This is a genomic window from Streptomyces sp. PsTaAH-124, assembly GCF_000373685.1.
Taxonomy (GTDB): domain Bacteria; phylum Actinomycetota; class Actinomycetes; order Streptomycetales; family Streptomycetaceae; genus Streptomyces; species Streptomyces andamanensis.
In genome coordinates, this window is sequence record NZ_KB892202.1 from 32,485 (window position 1) to 51,094 (window position 18,610).

At 74.4% G+C, this 18,610-nt stretch carries 17 protein-coding genes; 7 read left to right on the forward strand and 10 right to left on the reverse strand.

Features of this window, described 5'->3' with window-relative positions; translation table 11 throughout:
* Nucleotides 1–168 precede the first annotated feature (168 nt).
* On the reverse strand, nucleotides 169–1,587 hold the full coding sequence (locus tag B086_RS0130040) for a hypothetical protein (protein ID WP_018570141.1): 1,419 nt from the start codon (nucleotides 1,585–1,587) through the stop codon (nucleotides 169–171).
* Between the two features lie 324 nt (nucleotides 1,588–1,911).
* Complete coding sequence (locus tag B086_RS0130045) at nucleotides 1,912–2,304, reverse strand: ankyrin repeat domain-containing protein (protein WP_018570142.1); 393 nt, start codon at nucleotides 2,302–2,304, stop codon at nucleotides 1,912–1,914.
* Between the two features lie 346 nt (nucleotides 2,305–2,650).
* Here B086_RS0130045 and B086_RS0130050 point away from each other — a divergent pair, with 346 nt between their 5' ends.
* Together B086_RS0130050 and B086_RS0130055 are read left to right on the forward strand one after the other, a co-directional pair.
* Entirely contained in the window at nucleotides 2,651–2,845 is a 195-nt protein-coding gene (locus tag B086_RS0130050; protein WP_018570143.1) for a hypothetical protein, read from the forward strand.
* A gap of 124 nt (nucleotides 2,846–2,969) precedes the next feature.
* On the forward strand, nucleotides 2,970–4,667 hold the full coding sequence (locus B086_RS0130055; protein ID WP_018570144.1) for an ABC transporter ATP-binding protein: 1,698 nt from the start codon (nucleotides 2,970–2,972) through the stop codon (nucleotides 4,665–4,667).
* A gap of 164 nt (nucleotides 4,668–4,831) precedes the next feature.
* On the opposite strand, the gene B086_RS0130060 is transcribed toward B086_RS0130055, so the two are convergent.
* Nucleotides 4,832–6,331: a PLP-dependent aminotransferase family protein gene (locus tag B086_RS0130060; RefSeq protein WP_026252909.1), complete on the reverse strand. Its 1,500-nt coding sequence runs from the start codon at nucleotides 6,329–6,331 to the stop codon at nucleotides 4,832–4,834.
* A gap of 105 nt (nucleotides 6,332–6,436) precedes the next feature.
* Between B086_RS0130060 and B086_RS0130065 the strand changes: the two genes are divergently transcribed.
* The 4 genes from B086_RS0130065 to B086_RS0130080 all read left to right on the forward strand — a co-directional run bounded on the left by B086_RS0130065 (nucleotide 6,437) and on the right by B086_RS0130080 (nucleotide 9,947).
* Nucleotides 6,437–7,084 carry a YczE/YyaS/YitT family protein gene (locus B086_RS0130065; RefSeq protein ID WP_018570146.1) on the forward strand — a complete coding sequence of 216 codons (648 nt, stop codon included), beginning with the start codon at nucleotides 6,437–6,439 and terminating at the stop codon, nucleotides 7,082–7,084.
* Complete coding sequence (locus tag B086_RS0130070) at nucleotides 7,081–7,848, forward strand: glycerophosphodiester phosphodiesterase (protein ID WP_018570147.1); 768 nt, start codon at nucleotides 7,081–7,083, stop codon at nucleotides 7,846–7,848. The genes B086_RS0130065 and B086_RS0130070 overlap by 4 nt, the downstream gene beginning before the upstream one ends.
* An 83-nt stretch (nucleotides 7,849–7,931) precedes the next feature.
* On the forward strand, nucleotides 7,932–9,293 hold the full coding sequence (locus B086_RS0130075; RefSeq protein ID WP_026252911.1) for an MFS transporter: 1,362 nt from the start codon (nucleotides 7,932–7,934) through the stop codon (nucleotides 9,291–9,293).
* Between the two features lie 279 nt (nucleotides 9,294–9,572).
* Complete coding sequence (locus B086_RS0130080) at nucleotides 9,573–9,947, forward strand: RNA polymerase-binding protein RbpA (protein WP_003977404.1); 375 nt, start codon at nucleotides 9,573–9,575, stop codon at nucleotides 9,945–9,947.
* Nucleotides 9,948–10,068: 121 nt separating this feature from the next.
* On the opposite strand, the gene fxsA is transcribed toward B086_RS0130080, so the two are convergent.
* The 4 genes from fxsA to B086_RS0130100 form a co-directional block, all read right to left on the reverse strand.
* Entirely contained in the window at nucleotides 10,069–10,632 is a 564-nt protein-coding gene (gene fxsA, locus B086_RS0130085) for an FxsA family membrane protein (protein ID WP_018570149.1), read from the reverse strand.
* An 87-nt stretch (nucleotides 10,633–10,719) separates the two neighbouring features.
* Entirely contained in the window at nucleotides 10,720–11,520 is an 801-nt protein-coding gene (locus B086_RS0130090; RefSeq protein ID WP_018570150.1) for a polyprenol monophosphomannose synthase, read from the reverse strand.
* Nucleotides 11,521–12,071: 551 nt separating this feature from the next.
* Nucleotides 12,072–13,676: an amidohydrolase gene (locus B086_RS0130095; RefSeq protein WP_018570151.1), complete on the reverse strand. Its 1,605-nt coding sequence runs from the start codon at nucleotides 13,674–13,676 to the stop codon at nucleotides 12,072–12,074.
* Between the two features lie 70 nt (nucleotides 13,677–13,746).
* Entirely contained in the window at nucleotides 13,747–14,187 is a 441-nt protein-coding gene (locus B086_RS0130100) for an Lrp/AsnC family transcriptional regulator (RefSeq protein WP_018570152.1), read from the reverse strand.
* Nucleotides 14,188–14,476: 289 nt separating this feature from the next.
* On the opposite strand from B086_RS0130100, the gene B086_RS0130105 reads away from it, so the two are divergent.
* Nucleotides 14,477–14,917, forward strand: coding sequence for a hypothetical protein (locus B086_RS0130105; RefSeq protein WP_026252912.1), 441 nt, complete (start codon nucleotides 14,477–14,479; stop codon nucleotides 14,915–14,917).
* 204 nt (nucleotides 14,918–15,121) lie between these two features.
* On the opposite strand, the gene B086_RS0130110 is transcribed toward B086_RS0130105, so the two are convergent.
* The 3 genes from B086_RS0130110 to B086_RS0130120 all read right to left on the reverse strand — a co-directional run bounded on the left by B086_RS0130110 (nucleotide 15,122) and on the right by B086_RS0130120 (nucleotide 18,346).
* Nucleotides 15,122–16,294, reverse strand: coding sequence for an acyl-CoA dehydrogenase family protein (locus B086_RS0130110; RefSeq protein WP_018570154.1), 1,173 nt, complete (start codon nucleotides 16,292–16,294; stop codon nucleotides 15,122–15,124).
* Nucleotides 16,295–16,625: 331 nt separating this feature from the next.
* Entirely contained in the window at nucleotides 16,626–16,781 is a 156-nt protein-coding gene (locus B086_RS44310) for an SCO1431 family membrane protein (protein ID WP_018570155.1), read from the reverse strand.
* Between the two features lie 176 nt (nucleotides 16,782–16,957).
* Nucleotides 16,958–18,346: a peptidase C39 family protein gene (locus B086_RS0130120; RefSeq protein WP_018570156.1), complete on the reverse strand. Its 1,389-nt coding sequence runs from the start codon at nucleotides 18,344–18,346 to the stop codon at nucleotides 16,958–16,960.
* Between the last annotated feature and the right edge of the window lie 264 nt (nucleotides 18,347–18,610).

An 18,610-nucleotide genomic window follows, 5' to 3' on the forward strand; every position in this document is an offset into this window, starting at 1 on the left:
GTCGCCGGGCCGGACGTGGACGCGTCGACGTCGATCTGTCCGGCCGGGGAACGTCCCGTGAGCGTTGGACGGCGCCTCCGGGCGGCGGTGCGCCGCGCCTGCTCCGGGCGCCCCGGCCGGACCCGGTCCGGGGGCTCCGGCCGGTCGCGCCGGGCCCCCGCGGGCCGCTCACCCCGTGGCGACGTCGGGCTCGATCCTGCTGCGTACGGCGGTCTGGACCTCGGCCTCCTCGGCCGGGTCGGCGGCGAGCCTGCGCAGTTGCTCGACGACGCGCAGGTCGGCGGTCTCGGCGTTCCGCGCGGCCACCTCGCGGGTGCTCTCCTCGCAGTCCCACAGGCATTCGACGGCGAACCCGGCGGGGAAGGAGGGGTCGGTCGCGGCGAGGGCGCGGGCCGCGCGGCCGCGCAGATGGGAGGAGGCGGTCTCGCGGTAGACGTGCCGCAGCACGGGGGCCGCGCAGGCGATGCCGAGCCGTCCGGCGCCGTCCACCAGGGTCCACAGGGTGGGCGCGTCGGGCCCTTCGCCGCGTACCGCCTCGCGCAGGGCGGCCAGGACGAGGTCGCGGTCGCCGGCTCCGCCCCGGCAGGCGAGCATGCGTCCGGCGGCGGCGCCCAGCGGGTCGGGGCGGCCGGCCCAGGCGCGCGCCCGGTCGACCGCGGCGACGCTGCGCATGCGTTCGAAGGCGTCGACGGCGGCCTCGACGACGGCGGGTGTGCCGTCGGACACGGCCGCCTCGATGAGGGCGAGGGTGTCGGGGTCGTTGCCGTCGGCGAGGTAGCGCAGGGCGGTGCAGCGGGCGCCGTCGGTGCCCTGCCGGGCGGCCCGGAGGATCTCGGGCCGGTCGTCGGGGCCCGCCACGGCGGCCAGACAGCGGGCGGCGGGGACATGGAGGGCCGCGCCGCGTTCGGCGCCCTGCTGGGCCCACTCGAACACGGCGCGTACGCTCCAGCCCGGCCGGGGTCCGGTGGGGCTCAGCTGCCGCTGCCAGCGGTCGAAACAGCCCGTCTCGTGGGCGGCGCGCACCCGTCCGGCGATCGCCGGGCGGGGATCCTCGGCCCACAGCCGCCAGGGCCGGGGCTCGAAGGCGTCGCGGACGGCGGCGGCCAGCGCGGCCTCGCCCTCGGCGTCGGCGGAGAAGCGGGCGAGGACGGGCGCGGCCAGGGCGCGCAGGCCCGCGTCGTCGTCCCGCAGCGCCAGCTCGTCCAGGGCCCACGCCCAGTTGGTGCCGGTGGCGGCGTACCGGCGCAGCAGGGCGAGCGCGTCACGGCGGCCGTAGGAGGCGAGGTGCCCGAGGACGGCGAGGGCGAGTCCGGTGCGGGACTCCTCGGTGTCCAGGGCGTCCTCGGGGTCGAACAGGTGCGCCTCGATCGCGTCCAGCTCGCCGCCGAGGTCGAGCAGGAGCCGGGCGTAGTACAGGGAGCGGTTCTCCACCTGCCAGTCGTGGCGGGGGTCGTGCAGCACGCAGTGGTTCAGTGCCGCGAGCGCCTCGGCGCGGGGGGCGGTGAGCGCGTGCAGTGTGCCGTCGCCGCGGCCCCGCTGGAGCAGGCCGAGCAGCGTGCCGCTGGGCGCTATGACCGGATCGAACATGGGAAACAGCCTCACATCAAGCGTCGACGCAACCGGGGAACACGCACTAGCTGGCCGCGTGACAACACGTCGGGGTACCCGCCGTCTCTGGCTTGCTGTAGACCATCTTCCTCTGCCTCTCGTCGGTGGCCCATACGGGCCGCTTCACGGCCCGCGCGGTGCGGCAACACCTGCCCAGCCATCGCGTCCGTGAATCACGACGTCATGATGGCCCGGTGTCTGCGCTGCCGCGACCGAAATTTCCGGCGGCCCTGTACCGCCTCCCCCGTTTTCCGTGTCGTCGCCGGTCGGCGGGCCCCTCCCGGCTGTCGGGGCCCGCCGCGCTCACTGCCGGCCGAACAGTTCCAGCAGCTCGGTGCGGCCGAACATGCGGGCCGTGTCGAGCGCCGACGGCGTGCCCGCCGCCGGGTCGGCGCCGCTCTCCAGCAGGGCTTCGATCACGCCCTGCTCGCCCTTGAAGACCGCTCCCGCGAGGGGTGTCTGACCGCGGTCGTTGACGCGGTCGGCGTCGGCGCCGCGGGCCAGCAGGGCGCGGACCGCGTCGGCGTGGCCGTGGTAGGCGGCGAGCATCACGAGGGAGTCGCCCCGGTCGTTGGTGAGGTCGGCGGGGACGCCCGCGTCGACGTACGCGACGAGCGCCTCGGTCCGCCCCTGCCGGGCCAGATCGAAGATCTTGGTCGCCAGCTCCACGACCTCGGGGTCGGGGGCTTCACTCATCGGGCGGACCACCTCTCACTGCGGGCTTCGGGGACTGTGGGTGACTGCTGGTGACGTGCGGGGAGCAAGCGTACGGCCGTGAGCGGTGCTCGGCCGTCCGGGTGAATCGACAGGGTACTGGCTCGTCCCGTGCGCGACGCGCCGCACCGGAGGTGAAGATCGCCGCGGACCCCGGCGCGGGCGGCGGCTCCGTCGGCCGCCCCGGACACCGCGCCCGGGACCGGGTCCGCCGACCGGGGGCGATACCGAGCATTTCACCCGGTTGCACCTTTTGTCATACAGATACATGCTGTGATCCTGGAAGGACTCAGGGTGACCGTCCCCCTTCGACACCAGGAGATCTCACATGATCCTCTCCATCTCAGGCGTCGTCCTGTTCGGCGTCATCGGCTTCGTCTTCTTCCGCAAGGACGGGCTCAAGCCGTCCCACGCGTGCGTGTCGACGCTGTTCGGCTTCTACCTGGCGAGCACCGCGATCGCGCCGAGCATCCGGGCCGGCGGCGAGAGCCTGGCCAGCCTGCTCGGCGGCATGCGGTTCTGACGCCCGCCCCGAGGACGTCCAGGATCCCGCGGTCCCCGCGGTCCCCGAGGACTTCGCCCCCGGCCCGCTCCGTCCACGTGCCGGGGGCAACCCGGTCTCCCCTACGCACTCCCAGGAGGCAGCAGTGGCCCGGCGCCCCCTCCCCCGCATTCTGAGCACAGGCGGCGCGCAGCTCGCCCGGAGCCGGGAGCTGGCCCGGACGGCTGCCGACAGCGCCACGGACATCCTCCATCCGCTGATCACCATCGCCCGGGGTCTGGGCCGGCTCGCCGCGGCCGGGCGGCACAGATGGGCGGAGACCCCCAAGGACCGGCGGGGACCGCTGCTGTTCCTGGTGGCCGCGGTGATCCTGACGGTGGCCCTGGTGCCGTACGGCCCGCTGCTCGCCGCCCTCGTGGTGACCGCGGCCGCGGCCTGGCACGGACGCGACCGGACCCCGCCCGGCCCCGACCCCGCCGAGGAGCCGCGCAACCAGCGTCTGAGCACGCTCTACGAGGCCCTGGTCCCGTACTTCTCCACGGCCGAGGACCCGTCCCCGCTGTACGCGCACGGCGGGGAGTGGGAGAAGGCGTTCCCCTCCTCCGCCTTCGACGACTCCGGCCGCCTGCGCCGGCTGCTGATCCGCTACCCGGCCTACTTCACCGACGGCGAGGCGGAGGCACGCGCGCGGATCGAGCATCTGCTGACCGCCAAGGCGGGCCGCGACCGGGAGTACCTCTTCGGCTGGAACGAGGAGGGCAACGAGCTGTCCCTGACCGCGCTGGATCCGCTGCCCACCGGCATCGCCGCCCAGCGGTTCGTCACCGCGCCCGGCGAGACGGTGCTCGGCTTCACCGACCCGAGCGAAGTGCAGCGCACGCTCCCCCTCACCTACGGCGAGGAGCAGCACGACGTGCCGCCCGTCGTCTGGCGCACCGGGCTGCGCTCCACCGAGCCCCATCTGCTGGCCATGGGCCAGCCCGGCAGCGGCACCTCCACGCTGCTGCGCTCGCTCGCCCTCCAGGCGCTTCGGCACGGCGACGTCGTGATCGTCGACGGCGGCGGCACCGGCGAGTACGCCTGCCTGACCGGCCGGGACGGCGTGCTCGCCGTCGAGTGCGGCCTGTCGGGGGTGCGGACGAGCCTGGAATGGGCGGCCACCGAGACCGAGCGTCGGCTGATCGCGGTCAACCGGGCGCGGCAGGCGGGCCACCCGCCGCCGGCGGACACCCGTCGTCCGCTGTGGCTGCTGCTGGACCGGCCGACCGCGTTCACGCACCTGGCCGCGGCGGACGGCCGGGAGGACCCGCAGGCGCTGCTCCAGGTGCCGCTGCGGCACGGCCGCGCGGTCGACGTCACGGTCGTCGTCGCCGAGCAGTTCGACAGCGCGGAGGCGCTGAGCGACGCGCTGCGCCAGCACACGCGCGCGCGTGTCGTGCTCGGGCCCGCCACGGCGGAACAGCTCAAGGCGGTGCTCGGGGCGCCGCCCCACACCACGCCGCCGCCGGTCGTACCGCCCGGACGCGGGTACGCCCGGCTGGGCACCGGGCCCGTGCACCGGCTCCAGGTGCCGGCGACCCCCGACCCGTACGACGACTCCGCCGGGGACGCGCTGCGCACGGCCGTGCAGGATCTGCTGCCGCCGAAGACCACTCCGGCGGACGGCGAGACGGTCCCGGAGCCTCCCGAGGCGGTGGCCAGATCCGCGAAGTCCGCCAGGTTCACCAAGTCCGTGGAGCCGGCGGAGGCGACGGAGACGGCGGACGCGGAGGGGACGGAGGCGGCGATGGAAGCGGCCGAGGAAGCGCTGGCGCCGGAGGCGGCCGTGGGCGAGCCGTCCTGAACCGCCGGGCGGCGGCCTTCCCCGGCCGCGTCCGGGGCCGACTCGCCGCCCCCGCAGGCATCCGCCTCCACCAGCCGGACCGCCGCCCCCTCCGCGACCGCATCCGTCACAGCGCCCGGCAGCCCGGTCCCCGGCCACGCGGCCACCGGGCCCCGGTCCGCGCGCTACGCCACGAACGTCCGCGGCGACTCGCCGCCCCCGGAGGCGCCCGACTCCACCAGCCGGGCCGCCGCCGCCAGGCGGACCGCCGCCTCCTCCGCGACCGCGCCCGTCACGGTGAACGGCAGCCGGACATACCCCTCGAAGGCGCCGTCGACGCCGAAGCGCGGCCCGGAGGGGACGCGGACGCCCACCCGCTCCCCCAGTTCCGCCAGGCGCGAGCCGGACAGGCCGCCCGTGCGCACCCACAGGGTCAGACCGCCCCGGGGGACCTCGAACTCCCAGGCGGGCAGTTCGCGGCGGACCGCCGCGACCAGTGCGTCGCGGTTGTCGCGGGCCTGGGCCCGGCGGAGTTCGACGGCCTGTTCCCAGCCGCCGGTGCCGAACAGCCAGTTGACGGCGAGCTGTTCCAGCACCGGGGTGCCCAGGTCGGCGTAGGCCCGCGCGGCGACGAGGCTGCGGATCACGTCGGGGGCGGCGCGCACCCAGCCGATCCGCATGCCCGCCCAGAACGCCTTGCTGGCCGATCCCACGGTGATCACCGTGGACCCGGCCGGGTCGAAGCCGCACACCCGCCGCGGCATCTCCACGCCGGGATCGAGGTGCAGCTCGCTCATGGTCTCGTCGACGACGAGCACCGTGCCCGCCGAACGGGCCGCCTCCACCAGACGGCGCCGCTGGTCCTCGTCGGCGAGGGCGCCGGTCGGGTTGTGGAAGTCGGCCACGACGTAGGCGATCCGGGGCGCGGCCTCCCGCAGCACCTGGCGCCAGCGGTCGACGTCCCACCCGGTCAGGCCCTCGGCCATGGCGACGGGCACGAGCCGGGCGCCCGCCTCGCGCATCAGCTGGAGGATGTTGGCGTAGGACGGCGACTCCACGGCGATGCGCTCGCCCCGGCCGCCGAAGAGGTGGCAGATCGCGTCGATGGCGCCCATGGCCCCGGTGGTGACCATGATCTGCTCCGGCATGGTCGGGATGCCGAGGGCCGTGTACCGGTCGGCGATCATCGCGCGCAGCGCGGGCAGCCCCGCCGGATAGTCGCCGTGGGTGTGCGCGTAGGGCGGCAGCTCCTCCAGGGCGCCCTGCACGGCGCGGGTGAGCCAGGGCTCGGGCGCGGGCAGCGCGGCGGTGCCCAGGTCGATCATCGAGCCCAGGGCCTCCGGCGGGAGGGGTTCGAGCCCGCGCGCGGGCAGCGGGTTCCCGGCGGGGACGGCGGTCCAGCTGCCGGCCCCGCGCCGGGACTCCAGGAAGCCCTCGGTGCGCAGCGCCTCGTAGGCGGCGGCGACGGTGGTGCGGCTGACGGACAGGGCCAGGGCCAGTTCGCGCTCGGCGGGCAGCCGGGCGGCCACCGGGACGCGGCCCTCCAGGACCAGCAGCCGGATGCCGTCCGCGAGCGCCCGGTAGGCGGGCGGCCGGCGGGAACCGGGCCCCGCCGGGCGGTCCTGCTGGGAGCCGAGCTGCCGGGCGAGCTGCGCCGCGCCCACCGCAGAGGTCCACTGTGCCATGCCGACCAGTCCACCTTCCCCGAATTGGCCATGGATGGGGCTCTTCCCCACGCCACAGAGTGGCACGGGTCAGGCCACTTTCACCATCAGGGGGTCACTTTGTCCATGCCGGACCGCCTCGGGCGGCGTCTCGTCCAGCTCTACGCCGGTCTCGCGCTGTACGGCGCCAGTTCCGCGCTCCTCGTGGAGGCCGGACTCGGCCTGGAACCCTGGGGCGTCCTGCACCAGGGCCTGGCCGAGCTGACCGGGCTCACGATCGGAGTGGTGTCGATCGCGGTGGGGGCGGTGGTGCTCCTGCTGTGGATCCCGCTGCGCCAGCGGCCCGGCCTCGGCACCGTCTCCAACGTCTTCGTCGTCGGCCTGGCCATGGACGGCACCCTCGCCCTGGTGCCGGACGCGCACGCCCTGGCGGTGCGGATCCCGGTGCTGGTGGCGGGTGTCCTGCTCAACGGCGTGGCGACGGGTCTGTACATCTCCGCCCGCTTCGGGCCCGGCCCCCGGGACGGGCTGATGACGGGGCTGCACCGGCGCACCGGCCGGTCGATCCGGCTGATGCGCACGGCCGTCGAGGTGGCGGTGGTGGCCACCGGCTTCGCCCTCGGCGGCACCATCGGCGCGGGCACCGTGCTGTACACGGTCTCCATCGGGCCGCTGGCCCAGTTCTTCCTGCGCCTGTTCGCCGTGCCCGGGGCTCCCGGCAGCGGCGCCGCCGTTGCCGCCGGTACACCCGAACGGGTGATACTGCGTCCGTGACCACGCACGTACGCCATCCCTATCTCGACCATCCGGGCCCGATCGCCTTCGCGCACCGCGGCGGGGCGGCCGACGGTCTGGAGAACACGGCGGCCCAGTTCCGGCGGGCGGTGGAGCGGGGCTACCGGTACATCGAGACCGATGTGCACGCCACCGCCGACGGACGTCTGGTCGCCTTCCACGACGCGACGCTGGACCGGGTGACCGACGGCGCGGGCCGGATCGCCGAGCTGCCGTGGCGGGAGGTGAGCCGGGCACGCGTGGCGGGCCGCGAGCCGGTCCCGCTCTTCGAGGACCTGCTGGCCGCCTTCCCCGAGGTGCGCTGGAACGTCGACGTCAAGGCGGAGCCCGCGCTGCTGCCCCTGCTGGACGTGCTCGACCGCGCCGACGCCTGGGGGCGGGTGTGCGTCGGATCGTTCTCCGAGGCGCGCGTGGTGCGGGCGCAGCGGCTGGCGGGACCGCGCCTGGCCACGTCGTACGGCACGCGCGCGGTGCTGGAACTGCGGCTGCGCTCCTGGGGCGTGCCGCTCGCGCCGCGCCGCTCGGCGGTGGCCGTGCAGGTACCGGTGTCCCGGTCGGGTGTCCCGGTGGCCGACCGGCTCTTCGTCCGCGCGGCCCATGCGCGGGGGCTGCACGTGCATGTGTGGACGGTCAACGAGGCGGCGGAGATGCACCGGCTCCTGGACCTCGGCGTCGATGGCATCATGACCGATCACATCGACACGCTGCGCACGGTCCTCCAGGAGCGGGGCGTCTGGGTCTGAGTCCGGCACGACCGGGTCCCGGGCGGCACGGCGGCAACGGCGGGAAGGCGAGGGCGCTGGTGGGTACCGGCACCGTGGGGTCCATGGGCGTCCCCCCTGGGCGGAGCGCGGCGGCGCCCCCCGAGGACGGCGACGGCGCCGCGCGGCGGCGCGAGCAGCACGGCTGGTACTTCTACGACTGGGCCTGCTCCGTCTACTCGACCAGCGTGCTCACCGTGTTCCTCGGGCCGTACCTCACCACGGTGGCGCGGGCCGCCGCGGACGCCGACGGGTATGTGCACCCGCTGGGCGTCCCGGTGCGGGCCGGGTCGTTCTTCGCGTACTGCGTCTCGGTTTCCGTGGTGGTCGCGATCGTGCTCATGCCGATGGCGGGCGCCGCGGCGGACCGCACCGGCCGCAAGAAGCCGCTGCTGGCGGCCGCCGCCTATGTGGGCGCGGCGGCGACGGCGGGCCTGTTCTTCCTGGACGGCGACCGCTATCTGCTCGGTGGCGGGCTGCTGATCGTGGCCAACGCCTCGGTCGCCGTCTCGATGGTCCTCTACAACTCCTACCTGCCGCAGATCGCGGCCCCCGACGAGCGCGACGCGGTCTCCTCCCGGGGCTGGGCGTTCGGCTACGCGGCCGGGTCGCTCGTGCTGGTGGCGAACCTGGTGCTGTTCACCGCGCACGACTCCTTCGGGGTGTCCGAGGCGATGGCGGTGCGCATCTGCCTGGCCTCGGCGGGGCTGTGGTGGGGCGTCTTCACCCTCGTGCCGCTGAACCGGCTGCGCGACCGGCGCACGGACCGGCCGGCGCCGTCCGGGCGGCACGGCTGGCGCCAGCTCGCGGCCACGGTGCGAGACATGCGCGGCAAGCCGCGCACGCTGGCCTTCCTGCTGGCGTACCTCGTCTACAACGACGGCATCCAGACGGTGATCTCGCAGGCGTCGGTGTACGGTTCGGAGGAGCTGGGGCTCGGCCAGTCGACGCTGATCACGGCGGTGCTGATGGTGCAGGTGCTGGCGGTGGCCGGGGCGCTCGGGATGGGACGGCTGGCCCGGGTGCACGGGGCCCGGCGCACGATCCTCGGGTCGCTGGCCGCCTGGACGGTGATCCTGGCCGCCGGGTTCTTCCTGCCGGCCCGCGCGCCGGTGTGGTTCTTCGTGCTGGCGGCCGGGATCGGACTCGTCCTCGGCGGCAGTCAGGCGCTGTCCCGGTCGCTGTTCTCGCACCTGGTGCCGCCGGGCAAGGAGGCGGAGTACTTCTCGGCGTACGAGATGAGCGACCGGGGGATGAGCTGGCTGGGGCCGCTGCTGTTCGGGCTCACCTACCAGCTGACCGGGAGCTACCGGGACGCGATCGTCTCGCTGGTGGTGTTCTTCGTGATCGGGTTCGTGCTGCTCGCGCGGGTGCCGGTGGGGCGGGCGATCCAGGACGCGGGGAATCCGGTGCCCGACCGGATTTAGCACTGAGGGCGAAAGCGCTGTAGTGTACGCGTTTGGCCTGCCAGGCGTACCGTTACTGCGCGTCAAAGATGCCGAAACGCTGGGTGACATCTCCTTGCAGATGTGACAAACCGGGCGCCGGTGGGTAATGCACTGGTTGACAAGGCTGCGGCTACGACGGCGACACATGACCCGGAACGGGACATCGGAACGGGAATCTTTACCGCCGACCGGACGTTGACCGGATGACGACGACAGCGACACCTGTCCTGTGGGCGACAAGCCCGGGAGGCACGATTCATGAGTGAGCGAGCTCTTCGCGGCACGCGCCTCGTGGTGACCAGCTACGAGACGGACCGCGGCATCGACCTGGCCCCGCGCCAGGCCGTGGAGTACGCATGCGAGAAGGGGCATCGCTTCGAGATGCCCTTCTCGGTCGAGGCGGAGATCCCGCCGGAGTGGGAGTGCAAGGTCTGCGGGGCCCAGGCACTCCTGGTGGACGGCGACGGCCCGGAGGAGAAGAAGGCCAAGCCGGCGCGTACGCACTGGGACATGCTGATGGAGCGGCGCACCCGCGAGGAGCTCGAAGAGGTCCTCGAGGAGCGTCTCGCCGTGCTGCGGTCCGGGGCGATGAACATCGCTGTTCATCCCCGGGACAGCCGCAAGAGCGCGTAGTCCCGCGCGGCGTGAGCCGGTTACCAGCGCACCTCAAGCAGGACGGGCGCCGTACGTGATCCACGTACGGCGCCCGTCCTGTTCTGTTCTCCGGTTCCGGTTCTCTCGGTTCTCCGCCCGGTCAGCGGTTCAGCGGCGGGTGCTGCTCGCGCGGGGCGTCGGCGGGCCGGTCGTCCCTGATGACCTCGCCCTGGACGACCTTGCCGTCGGGGCGGTGCATACGGGCCTGCTGGAAGGCGTCGCCCAGGGTGCCCGGACCGGCCGTGCGGAGCCTGCGCTCCACCGTGCGCTCGGTGAGGCGGCCGACGGCCCGCTGGACCGGCGGGAGAAGCAGCAGCAGACCCGCCACGTCCGAGATCATGCCGGGGATCATCAGGAGCAGGCCGCCCAGCATCATCAGGCCGTTGCCCCCGCGCCGGTCCGAGGGCGCGGTGCCGCGCTGGAGCGTCTCGTTGAGATTCCGGAAGGCGCGGCGGCCCGCCCGCTTGATCACCACGGCGCCGAGCACGAAGGCGGCCACCAGCAGCAGGAACACGGTCAGCCCGCCGGCCGCGCCCGCCACGAGCGTCAGCAGCCAGATCTCCAGCACCAGCCACACGGCCACGCCCAGCGGCAGGAACCTGCGCAGCCGCGAGCGCCGGGGCCTGGTGGTGGAGTGCGGGGAGGTCGGAGCGCCTGTCGTCATACTCCCAGTGTGCCTGGGCCCGGCTCAGCACGGGATAAGCGGGTGCCCGCGGCCGGACGGCCAAGGGCACCGACGCCGGACCGGGCCCTACGAGCGGGTGCCGCCGCCCCGGCCGGTGAGCTTGGTCACGCGCTCCCCCACGCCCCAGGAGGTGACCCGCCACAGCGCCTCAGCGACGATGTCGCGGCTCATCTTGGAGTCGCCCAGCTCGCGCTCCACGAAGGTGATGGGCACTTCGACGACGTGGAAGCCGGCCCGGATGGCGCGCCGGGCCAGGTCGACCTGGAAGCAGTACCCCTGGGAGGCCACCTCGTCCAGACCGAGACCCTCCAGGGTCTCGCGCCGGAACGCCCGGTAGCCGCCGGTCACGTCGCGGATCGGGACGTCCAGCATGAGCCGCGAGTAGGTGCTGCCGCCGCGGGAGAGGAACTCGCGGGACTTGGGCCAGTTGACCACGCGGCCGCCCGGCACCCAGCGGGAGCCGAGGACCAGGTCGGCGCCCTTCAGGGCGGTCAGCAGCCTGGGCAGCTCCTCGGGCTGGTGGGAGCCGTCGGCGTCCATCTCGACCAGCACGCCGTAGTCGCGCTCCAGGCCCCAGCGGAAGCCCGCGAGATAGGCGGCGCCGAGCCCTTCCTTGCCCTTGCGGTGCAGGACGTGGACCCGCCCGTCCTCCCCGGCCAGCTCGTCGGCGAGCTTGCCGGTGCCGTCGGGGCTGTTGTCGTCGGCCACGAGGACGTGCGCCTCGGGAACGGCCTTGCGGACCCGGCCCACGATCGACTTGATGTTCTCCGCCTCGTTGTAGGTCGGAATGATCACCAGTGCCGTACCGAGCGGACCGAACCGCCTCTCCTTGGCCCCAGCCGCGAGGGTGCCGTCGCCGTGGTTCACTGCTGCCCCTTCATGTCCGTACGCAGGGGACCACCATAGTGGCCACGGCCTGGGCTGATGCGACGCGACGTGCATTCCGGGGTGTCGGTTCCGTCGGAGCGGGGTAAGAATCTTCTTTTTCGGAGAGGTTCCGGAAGAGCTCGGAGAGGTGCGGAGAGAGGGCCCGGCGCCCTTCGGGCCGACCTGGGACCCGCTGGCTGCGGATCGACCGAGAGCCGTTGTCTACTGAGCGACCGGGCCCCACCCGGGTCACACCTCGCCGACCGCCCGGAACGTTCCCCCGCCGACGCGGACGCTGAGCCTGGCTCCCAGCGACGGTGACCCGGTGCGGCACACCGTCCCTGACCCAGCGGCGCTGCGACGCGGGTACGGACGTTCCCCGGCCGTGCGTCCGGTGGTGGACCCGGCAGAACCTACCGGCCACCTGCCGTCGCCTGTCAAACACGGAGCTGACCTGCCCGGACGGCCCCATCGGTGCGCCGGGTGCCGAGGATGCGCAGGTCGCGCGACGGGGCGGCGGGCGATCACCGCCGCCGCGCCGCCCCCGTAGATCACTCGCCCGGCCGTACGAAGACGGTCCGGCCGCCCACCACCGTCCGCAGGCAGACGGGAAGCTCGCGGCCCGGACCGAGGTCGGGCAGGCCCGGGGTGCCCGAGCGCGGGTCGGTCGACCAGCGGGCGACCCGGTCGTCGGGGGCCTGGACGACCAGCTCGCCGGTGCGCCACACGGCGTAGTCCGCGGGCGCGCCCGGCACCAGGACACCGGCGTCGTCGCGGCCGGTGGCCCGCCAGCCGCCGCGGGTGTGGGCGGTGAACGCGGCCCGCACCGAGATCCGGTGCTCCGGTGTGCGGTGGAAGGCCGCCGCCCGGACGGTGCCCCACGGGTCCAGCGGGGTGACGGGGCTGTCGGAGCCCAGGGCGAGCGGGACACCGGCCCGCAGCAGCGCGGCGAACGGGTTCAGGGCGCGCGCCCGCCCGGGGCCCAGCCGCCGGGCGTACATGCCGTCCTCGCCGCCCCACAGCGCGTCGAAGGCGGGCTGCACGGACGCGGTGAGCCCCAGCTCGGCGAAGGCCGCGATGGTCTGCGGGGTGAGCATCTCGGCGTGCTCGACGCGGTGCCGGGCGGCGCGCACGCGGGCCAGGCCCACCTTTTCGGCGGCGGCGCGCATCCCGTCCACGACGGCGGTGACGGCGGCGTCGCCGATGGCGTGGAACCCGGCCTGGAGACCGGCCTCCGTGCAGGCGGTGACGTGGGCGGCGACGGCGTCCGCGTCCAGGTAGGAGGTGCCGGTGCTCCCGGCGTCGGCGTACGGCGCGTGCAGGCAGGCGGTGTGCGAGCCGATGGAGCCGTCGACGAAGAGGTCCCCGGCCGCGCCGAGCGCGCCGAGGCCGCGTGCCTTGTCGACGTCCTCCTCGGCCCAGTAGCCGACGACCCGGGGGCCGGGCTCCTCGGCGGCGAGGGCGAGCAGGCCGGTGAAGTCGTCCTCGGAGGAGATGTCCGGACCGCCGCACTCGTGCACGGAGCCGATGCCGAGGGAGGCGGCGCGGGCGAGCGCGGCACGCTGGGCCGCGGTGCGCTGGGCGGGCGTGACGGCGCCGAACGCGGCGGCCCGCACCGCGTGGTGGGCACCGGCGGTCAGCGGGCCGTCCACGGGCCCGGAGACGGCCGGTACCAGGTCGAGGAGGGCGGTGGTGACGACCGCGGAGTGGACGTCGATCCGGCTGAGGTAGAGCGGGCGTCCGCCGGTGGCCTCGTCCAGCTCCGCGCGCGTGGGCGGGCGTCCGCCGGGCCAGCGGGCCGCGTCCCAGCCGTGGCCGAGCAGGACCCGGTCGCCGGGGCGGGCGGCGGCGAAGTCGCGCACCCGGGCGAGGGCCGCCTCCAGGGAGGGCGCGTCGGACAGGTCGAGGCCGGTGAGCGCGAGACCGGTGCTCGTGGTGTGCACATGGGCGTCGGTGAACGCCGGGGTGACCAGGGCGCCGTCCAGGTCGACGACCTCGTCGACACCGTCCGCGAAGGCGTCGGCGGCGCCCTCGGAGCCGACCCAGGCGACATGTCCGGCCTCGACGACCATGGCGGTGGCGAACGGGTCGGCGGGACTGTGGACCTCGCCGCGGCGGAGAAGGACGGTCTGCGGTTCGGCGGTGCGCTCACTCATGCGCACCAGTCTCGCGCCTCGCCCGCGCGCTCCCGCACGCAGGGCCGGTGGCCCCGCGTGCCGGGCCGGCTCAGATCCGCGGGGGGCGCGCCTCGTAGGGAGTGGACAGGACCACCGTCGTACGGGTCGACACGCCCGCCAGGGTCCGCACCCGGGCCAGCAGCTCCTCCAGTTCGTGCGGGGTGGCGACGCGCACCTTGAGGATGTAGTTCTCGTCGCCGGCCACGCTGTGGCACGCCTCGATCTCGGGCACACCGGCCAAGCGGTCCGCGATGTCGTCGGGGGCGCTGGGGTCGAAGGGTTTGACCGAGATGAAGGCGGTCATGGGCAGCCCGACGGCCTCGGCGTCGACGACCGCGGCGTACCCGCGGATGACGCCACGCTGTTCGAGCCGCCGCACCCGCTGGTGCACGGCCGACGTGGACAGGCCCGTGGCCTTGCCCAGGTCGGTGTAGCTCATCCGCCCGTCCTTGACGAGCAGCTGCACGATCTGTCGGTCCAGCTCCTCCATGGCGCAAGAACCTACAGTGCGGTTGATCTCTCCGGATACCTCGGCGGCCCGGGTCGCGCCGCCTTCGGGCCCGGTCGGCCCGGGATCCGTCCGGCAGGGGGCGCCGACCGGGGCGCACCGGAGGACAAACGGGACGCGGCGGGCACCTGTGCGTGGCATGTGACCAACGCCACAAACACCCGGGCGCGCTTCGTGATGTCCTCGTGATTACCGCCGAGACCGGACGGGAAGTGCTTGCTGTGGTCGAGGCCGCAGCGCCTTCACGGCCCAGCCTTAGGGGGAGAATCCCATGCAGAGTCTTAAGCGCCCTGGTCGATCCGTGCCCAAGCGGCAGCAGCCGGTGATCGCGCCTCAGCCGGAGGGCGTCGAACCGGACGAGTTCGGCGAGGACTTCGACGCCTACGACACCTTCGAGATGTTCCGGGTGGTCTGCCCGGAGTGCGCGCAGCCCATCGCGCTGCTGGCGGACGAGGAGATCCTGCCGGAGCACGCGCTGTGCGCCTCGCCGTGGAACCCGTTCGGTCTCACCGTCTGCGCCGGCACCGGGCGCAACGCCACGGAGGCCCGGCCCGCGGACGAGTCCGCCGGACCGCAGGAGCAGCAGACCGCCCTGCTGCTGACGCTCCCGCAGGGGCTCGACTGGCGGATGCAGCCCTTCTCGCACGTCGGCGGTCCGGGCTCGCGCCCGCTGCGGATGCCCGCGCCGGTGATGCGCCGCCAGGCCGCCTGAGCGGCCGGGCACCCCCCGGCCCCCCGGCCTCCACCACTCTTCCGTCGCTCTCCACGGCCGCCGCGGCCTTCCGCGGCACCTTCCCGTGCCATGGGCGCGTACCGGCACGTACCGGCACGCCCTGGTGCCGGATCTGTGCGCGCGTGTGCGCTGCCCCGGACGGGTCCGGACGGCGGCTCGCCGCCGGACCCCGCCGCGGGCGGTTCAGCGGGTCTCGGGTCCGGCGATGTGCCGGGCGACGACCATGCGCTGGATCTGGTTGGTGCCCTCGACGATCTGGAGCACCTTGGCCTCGCGCAGATAGCGCTCGACCGGGAAGTCCGCGGTGTAGCCGTATCCGCCGAGCACCTGGACGGCGTCGGTGGTCACCTTCATCGCCGCGTCCGTGCAGAACAGCTTGGCCATGGCGGCCTGCCGGGAGAACGGCTTGCCGGCGTCGCGCAGCCGGGCCGCCGCCAGGTAGAGCGACCGGCCCGCCTCGATCTGGGTCGCCATGTCGGCGAGCATGAAGCGCAGCCCCTGGAAGTCGGCGATGGGCCGCCCGAACTGGTGCCGGTCGGTGGCGTACCCGACCGCCTCGTCCAGGGCCGCCTGCGCCACGCCTATGGCGCAGGCCGCGATGCCGAGCCGTCCCGAGTCGAGCGCGGCCAGTGCGATGGCGAAGCCCTGGCCCTCCTCGCCGAGCCGCCGGTCGTCGCCGACCCGCACCCCGTCGAGGTGGAGCTGCGCGGTGGGCGAGCCCTTCAGGCCCATCTTCTTCTCCGGCGCGGCAGCGCTCAGCCCTTCGGCGTCGCCGGGCACCAGGAAGGCGGTGATCCCGCGCGGGCCGGGTCCGCCGGTGCGGGCCATGACCGTGTAGAAGTCGGCGATGCCGCCGTGGGTGATCCAGGACTTGGTGCCGCTGAGCACCCAGCCGTCGCCGTCGCGGACCGCCTTGGTGCTGAGCGAGGCGGCGTCGGAACCGGCGGCGGGTTCGGACAGGGCGTAGGCGCCGAGCAGTCCGCCGCCGAGCATCGCGGGCAGGTGCTCGGCGCGCTGCTCCTTGCTGCCGTACGTGGCGAGCCCGTAGGCGGCCAGGGTGTGCACGCTCAGGCCGAGGCCCACGGTGAGACGGGCCGCCGCCAGCTCCTCCAGGACCTGGAGATAGACCTCGTAGGGCTGCTCGCCGCCGCCGTGCTCGGCGTCGTAGGGCAGGCCGAGCAGTCCGGAGCGGGACAGCAGGGCGAAGACCTCGCGCGGGAAGCGTCCGGCATCCTCCTCCTCGGCCGCCTTCGGGGCGATCTCGCGCTGGGCGATGTCGCGGACGAGCGAGATCAGCTCCCGGGCCTCGTCCGTGGGCAGTTGCCGGTCCACCGGCTGCGGGGCGCGGTCGGGCATGGCGACGCTCTCCTCCCTGTCGGGCACTGGCGGACAAGCACCCTGTGGGGCGGCTCCGCCGGGGGTCTCCTCGGGCCTGCCGACGGCTGCCCTCCCGGGTCACGGGAAGCGGCTGACCAGCGGCTGTGCGCTGTGAGTATGCCCGATCGGAGGCATGGAGTCACCGGTTAACGACCGCTTACTTCAAGAAAGGCCGAACCGTGCTCCCGGGCAGCGGACGGATCGGAGCCCGCGAGGGGTGCGGCAGGGGTGGACCGACGGCCGGACAGGGGTCGGCCGATGGCCGGACCGGGGCCGGGCGGAAGGGGGGGGCGGCGGGAGTGCGGCCGGGTCAGAGGAGACCGAGCTGGCCCACGAGCATGGCGATCACGACGACCAGCGTCCAGCCGAGCACGTGTTCGAGGACCTTGGCGCCGTCGCCGTCGTCCTGGGGGCCGCCGGTGCGGACGCGGGCGGGTGCGGCGGCGGTGGCCGATGGAGCGCTCATGATCTCTCGCAGGGTCTGACGGGCCGGGTGGACTCCCCCGCGGGCACTGCGCCCGCCTCCCGTCCACCTTGCCACCGCCGGAGCCCGCGGCGGCGGTGGGCTTGGTCACAGGAAAGGCCCGGCGGTCACAGGAAAGGCCCCGGTCACCCGGGGCCTTCGCGCGCGTGCGCCGCCGGTCAGCGCACGCCCACCGCCTGGAGCGCCCGGCGCCTGCGCGGGGTGAGGCGCACGGGGAAGTACAGGTAGCAGACGCCGCCGCTGCCGGAGACGACCTTCCCGGAGTCGTTGTAGCGCTTGGTCCTGAGCCAGATGTTCTCGAACTCACGGCGCCGGTAGACGCGCCGTACCGCCTCGTCGCCGGGCGAGGCCGGGTCGTTCGCGATCACGTCCCCCTCGGCGGTGAAGCCGACGACCGCCATCAGATGGCCGGAGGTGCCGTAACCGGCGCCGGTCAGCTCGGACTTGAGGAAGGACTGGGACGTGACGACCGGGAGACCGGCCGCGATCAGCGTCTCCAGGTCGGTGAGCGAGCCGAGCCGGGTGACCACGCCCTGGAGGCCGTCGAACGTCGCGGCGTAGGCCGCGTTGAAGGGCCAGTTGCCGCAGCCCTCGTACTGGCTGTCGTAGGTGGAGCGGGCCGCGTGGCAGACCTGCGGGTCGGCGTAGGACGGGTCGACCCAGGCCAGTTGGGCGGGGGTGAGCCGGCCGCCCAGGTACTCCACGGCCATCTGCGAGGAGGTCGGGCTGCACCATGCCTCGCCGCCGTTGTCGTACTGCGGGTACTGGCCCGCGTGGATCTCCTGCGAGTAGCGCGGGACGCCGAGTTCCGTGCCCACGGCGCCGGGTGCGGAGGCGGGGACGGTGAAGCGGTCGGGCACGTCGGAGCCCATGGCGCCGAACCGGTGGACGGTCGGCGTGAGACGGGTGCCGGGCCTGCGGTACAGGGTGAGCCGCAGCCGGTAGGAGGCCAGGCGCAGGCCGGAGGCCGGGTCGTCCACGGAGAGGGTGTCCGTCCAGACCGTGCTTCTGCCGTCGCTCTGGCCGTCGACGGAGGTCCGCTTGATGTCCTGGTCACCGGCGGCCCAGCGGCCCATCACGTACCAGGGGGTGTCGGTGCCGTCGGAGTACGTGCCCCGCAGCTCCGCCTGGAGCCAGGTGCCGGGCGGGGTGTGCGCGTTCCAGGAGGCGATCGCCTCGGTGGCGGGGACGGCGAGGCGGTGGCGCGGGCCGGTCCAGGTGGCGTACTCCCACCGGGCGGTGGTGCCGGTGTGCGGGTCGGTGTAGTCGGTGGTGCCCGCCGGGGCGGCGATCTCCAGGCCCGCGCGAGGGCCGGGCGACACCCGGGTGCCGTGCCCGGTGCCGCCGCGCCAGTCGCTGTACGTCGTCCAGGCGCGGTAGTCGACGGGGCGGGCCGGGGTGTGCCCGGCGCCGGAGGGGATGCCGGGGCCGGCCGAGTCCGCGGCCCTGCGCGGTGCGGCGGCTGCCGGGGTGACCGTGCCCGTCACGGCGGCGGCGACCGCGACGGCCAGGACGGATCGGCGGGAGGGTTGTTCGAGTCCGCTCATGGGTGGAAGACCCCCAGGTGTCCGAGTCGGGGCGGGTGACCGGTCCGTGCACGGGATGCGCCCACTATGGCGGCGGCGACCGCCTCCTGCCAGCACTTCGTCGCACGCCACGCCCAGCAATATTGGTCTCCACCACTGGCATGGGTCGCGCATCGGCGCAGGTCGGGGACTCGGGTGGGAGTGGCGCTCGCGGGGCCGGGCGGCCCCGCGCGCAGGGCCCGGTCCGCCGGGGCACCGGGCACGGCACGGTGCCCGGCGGATCCG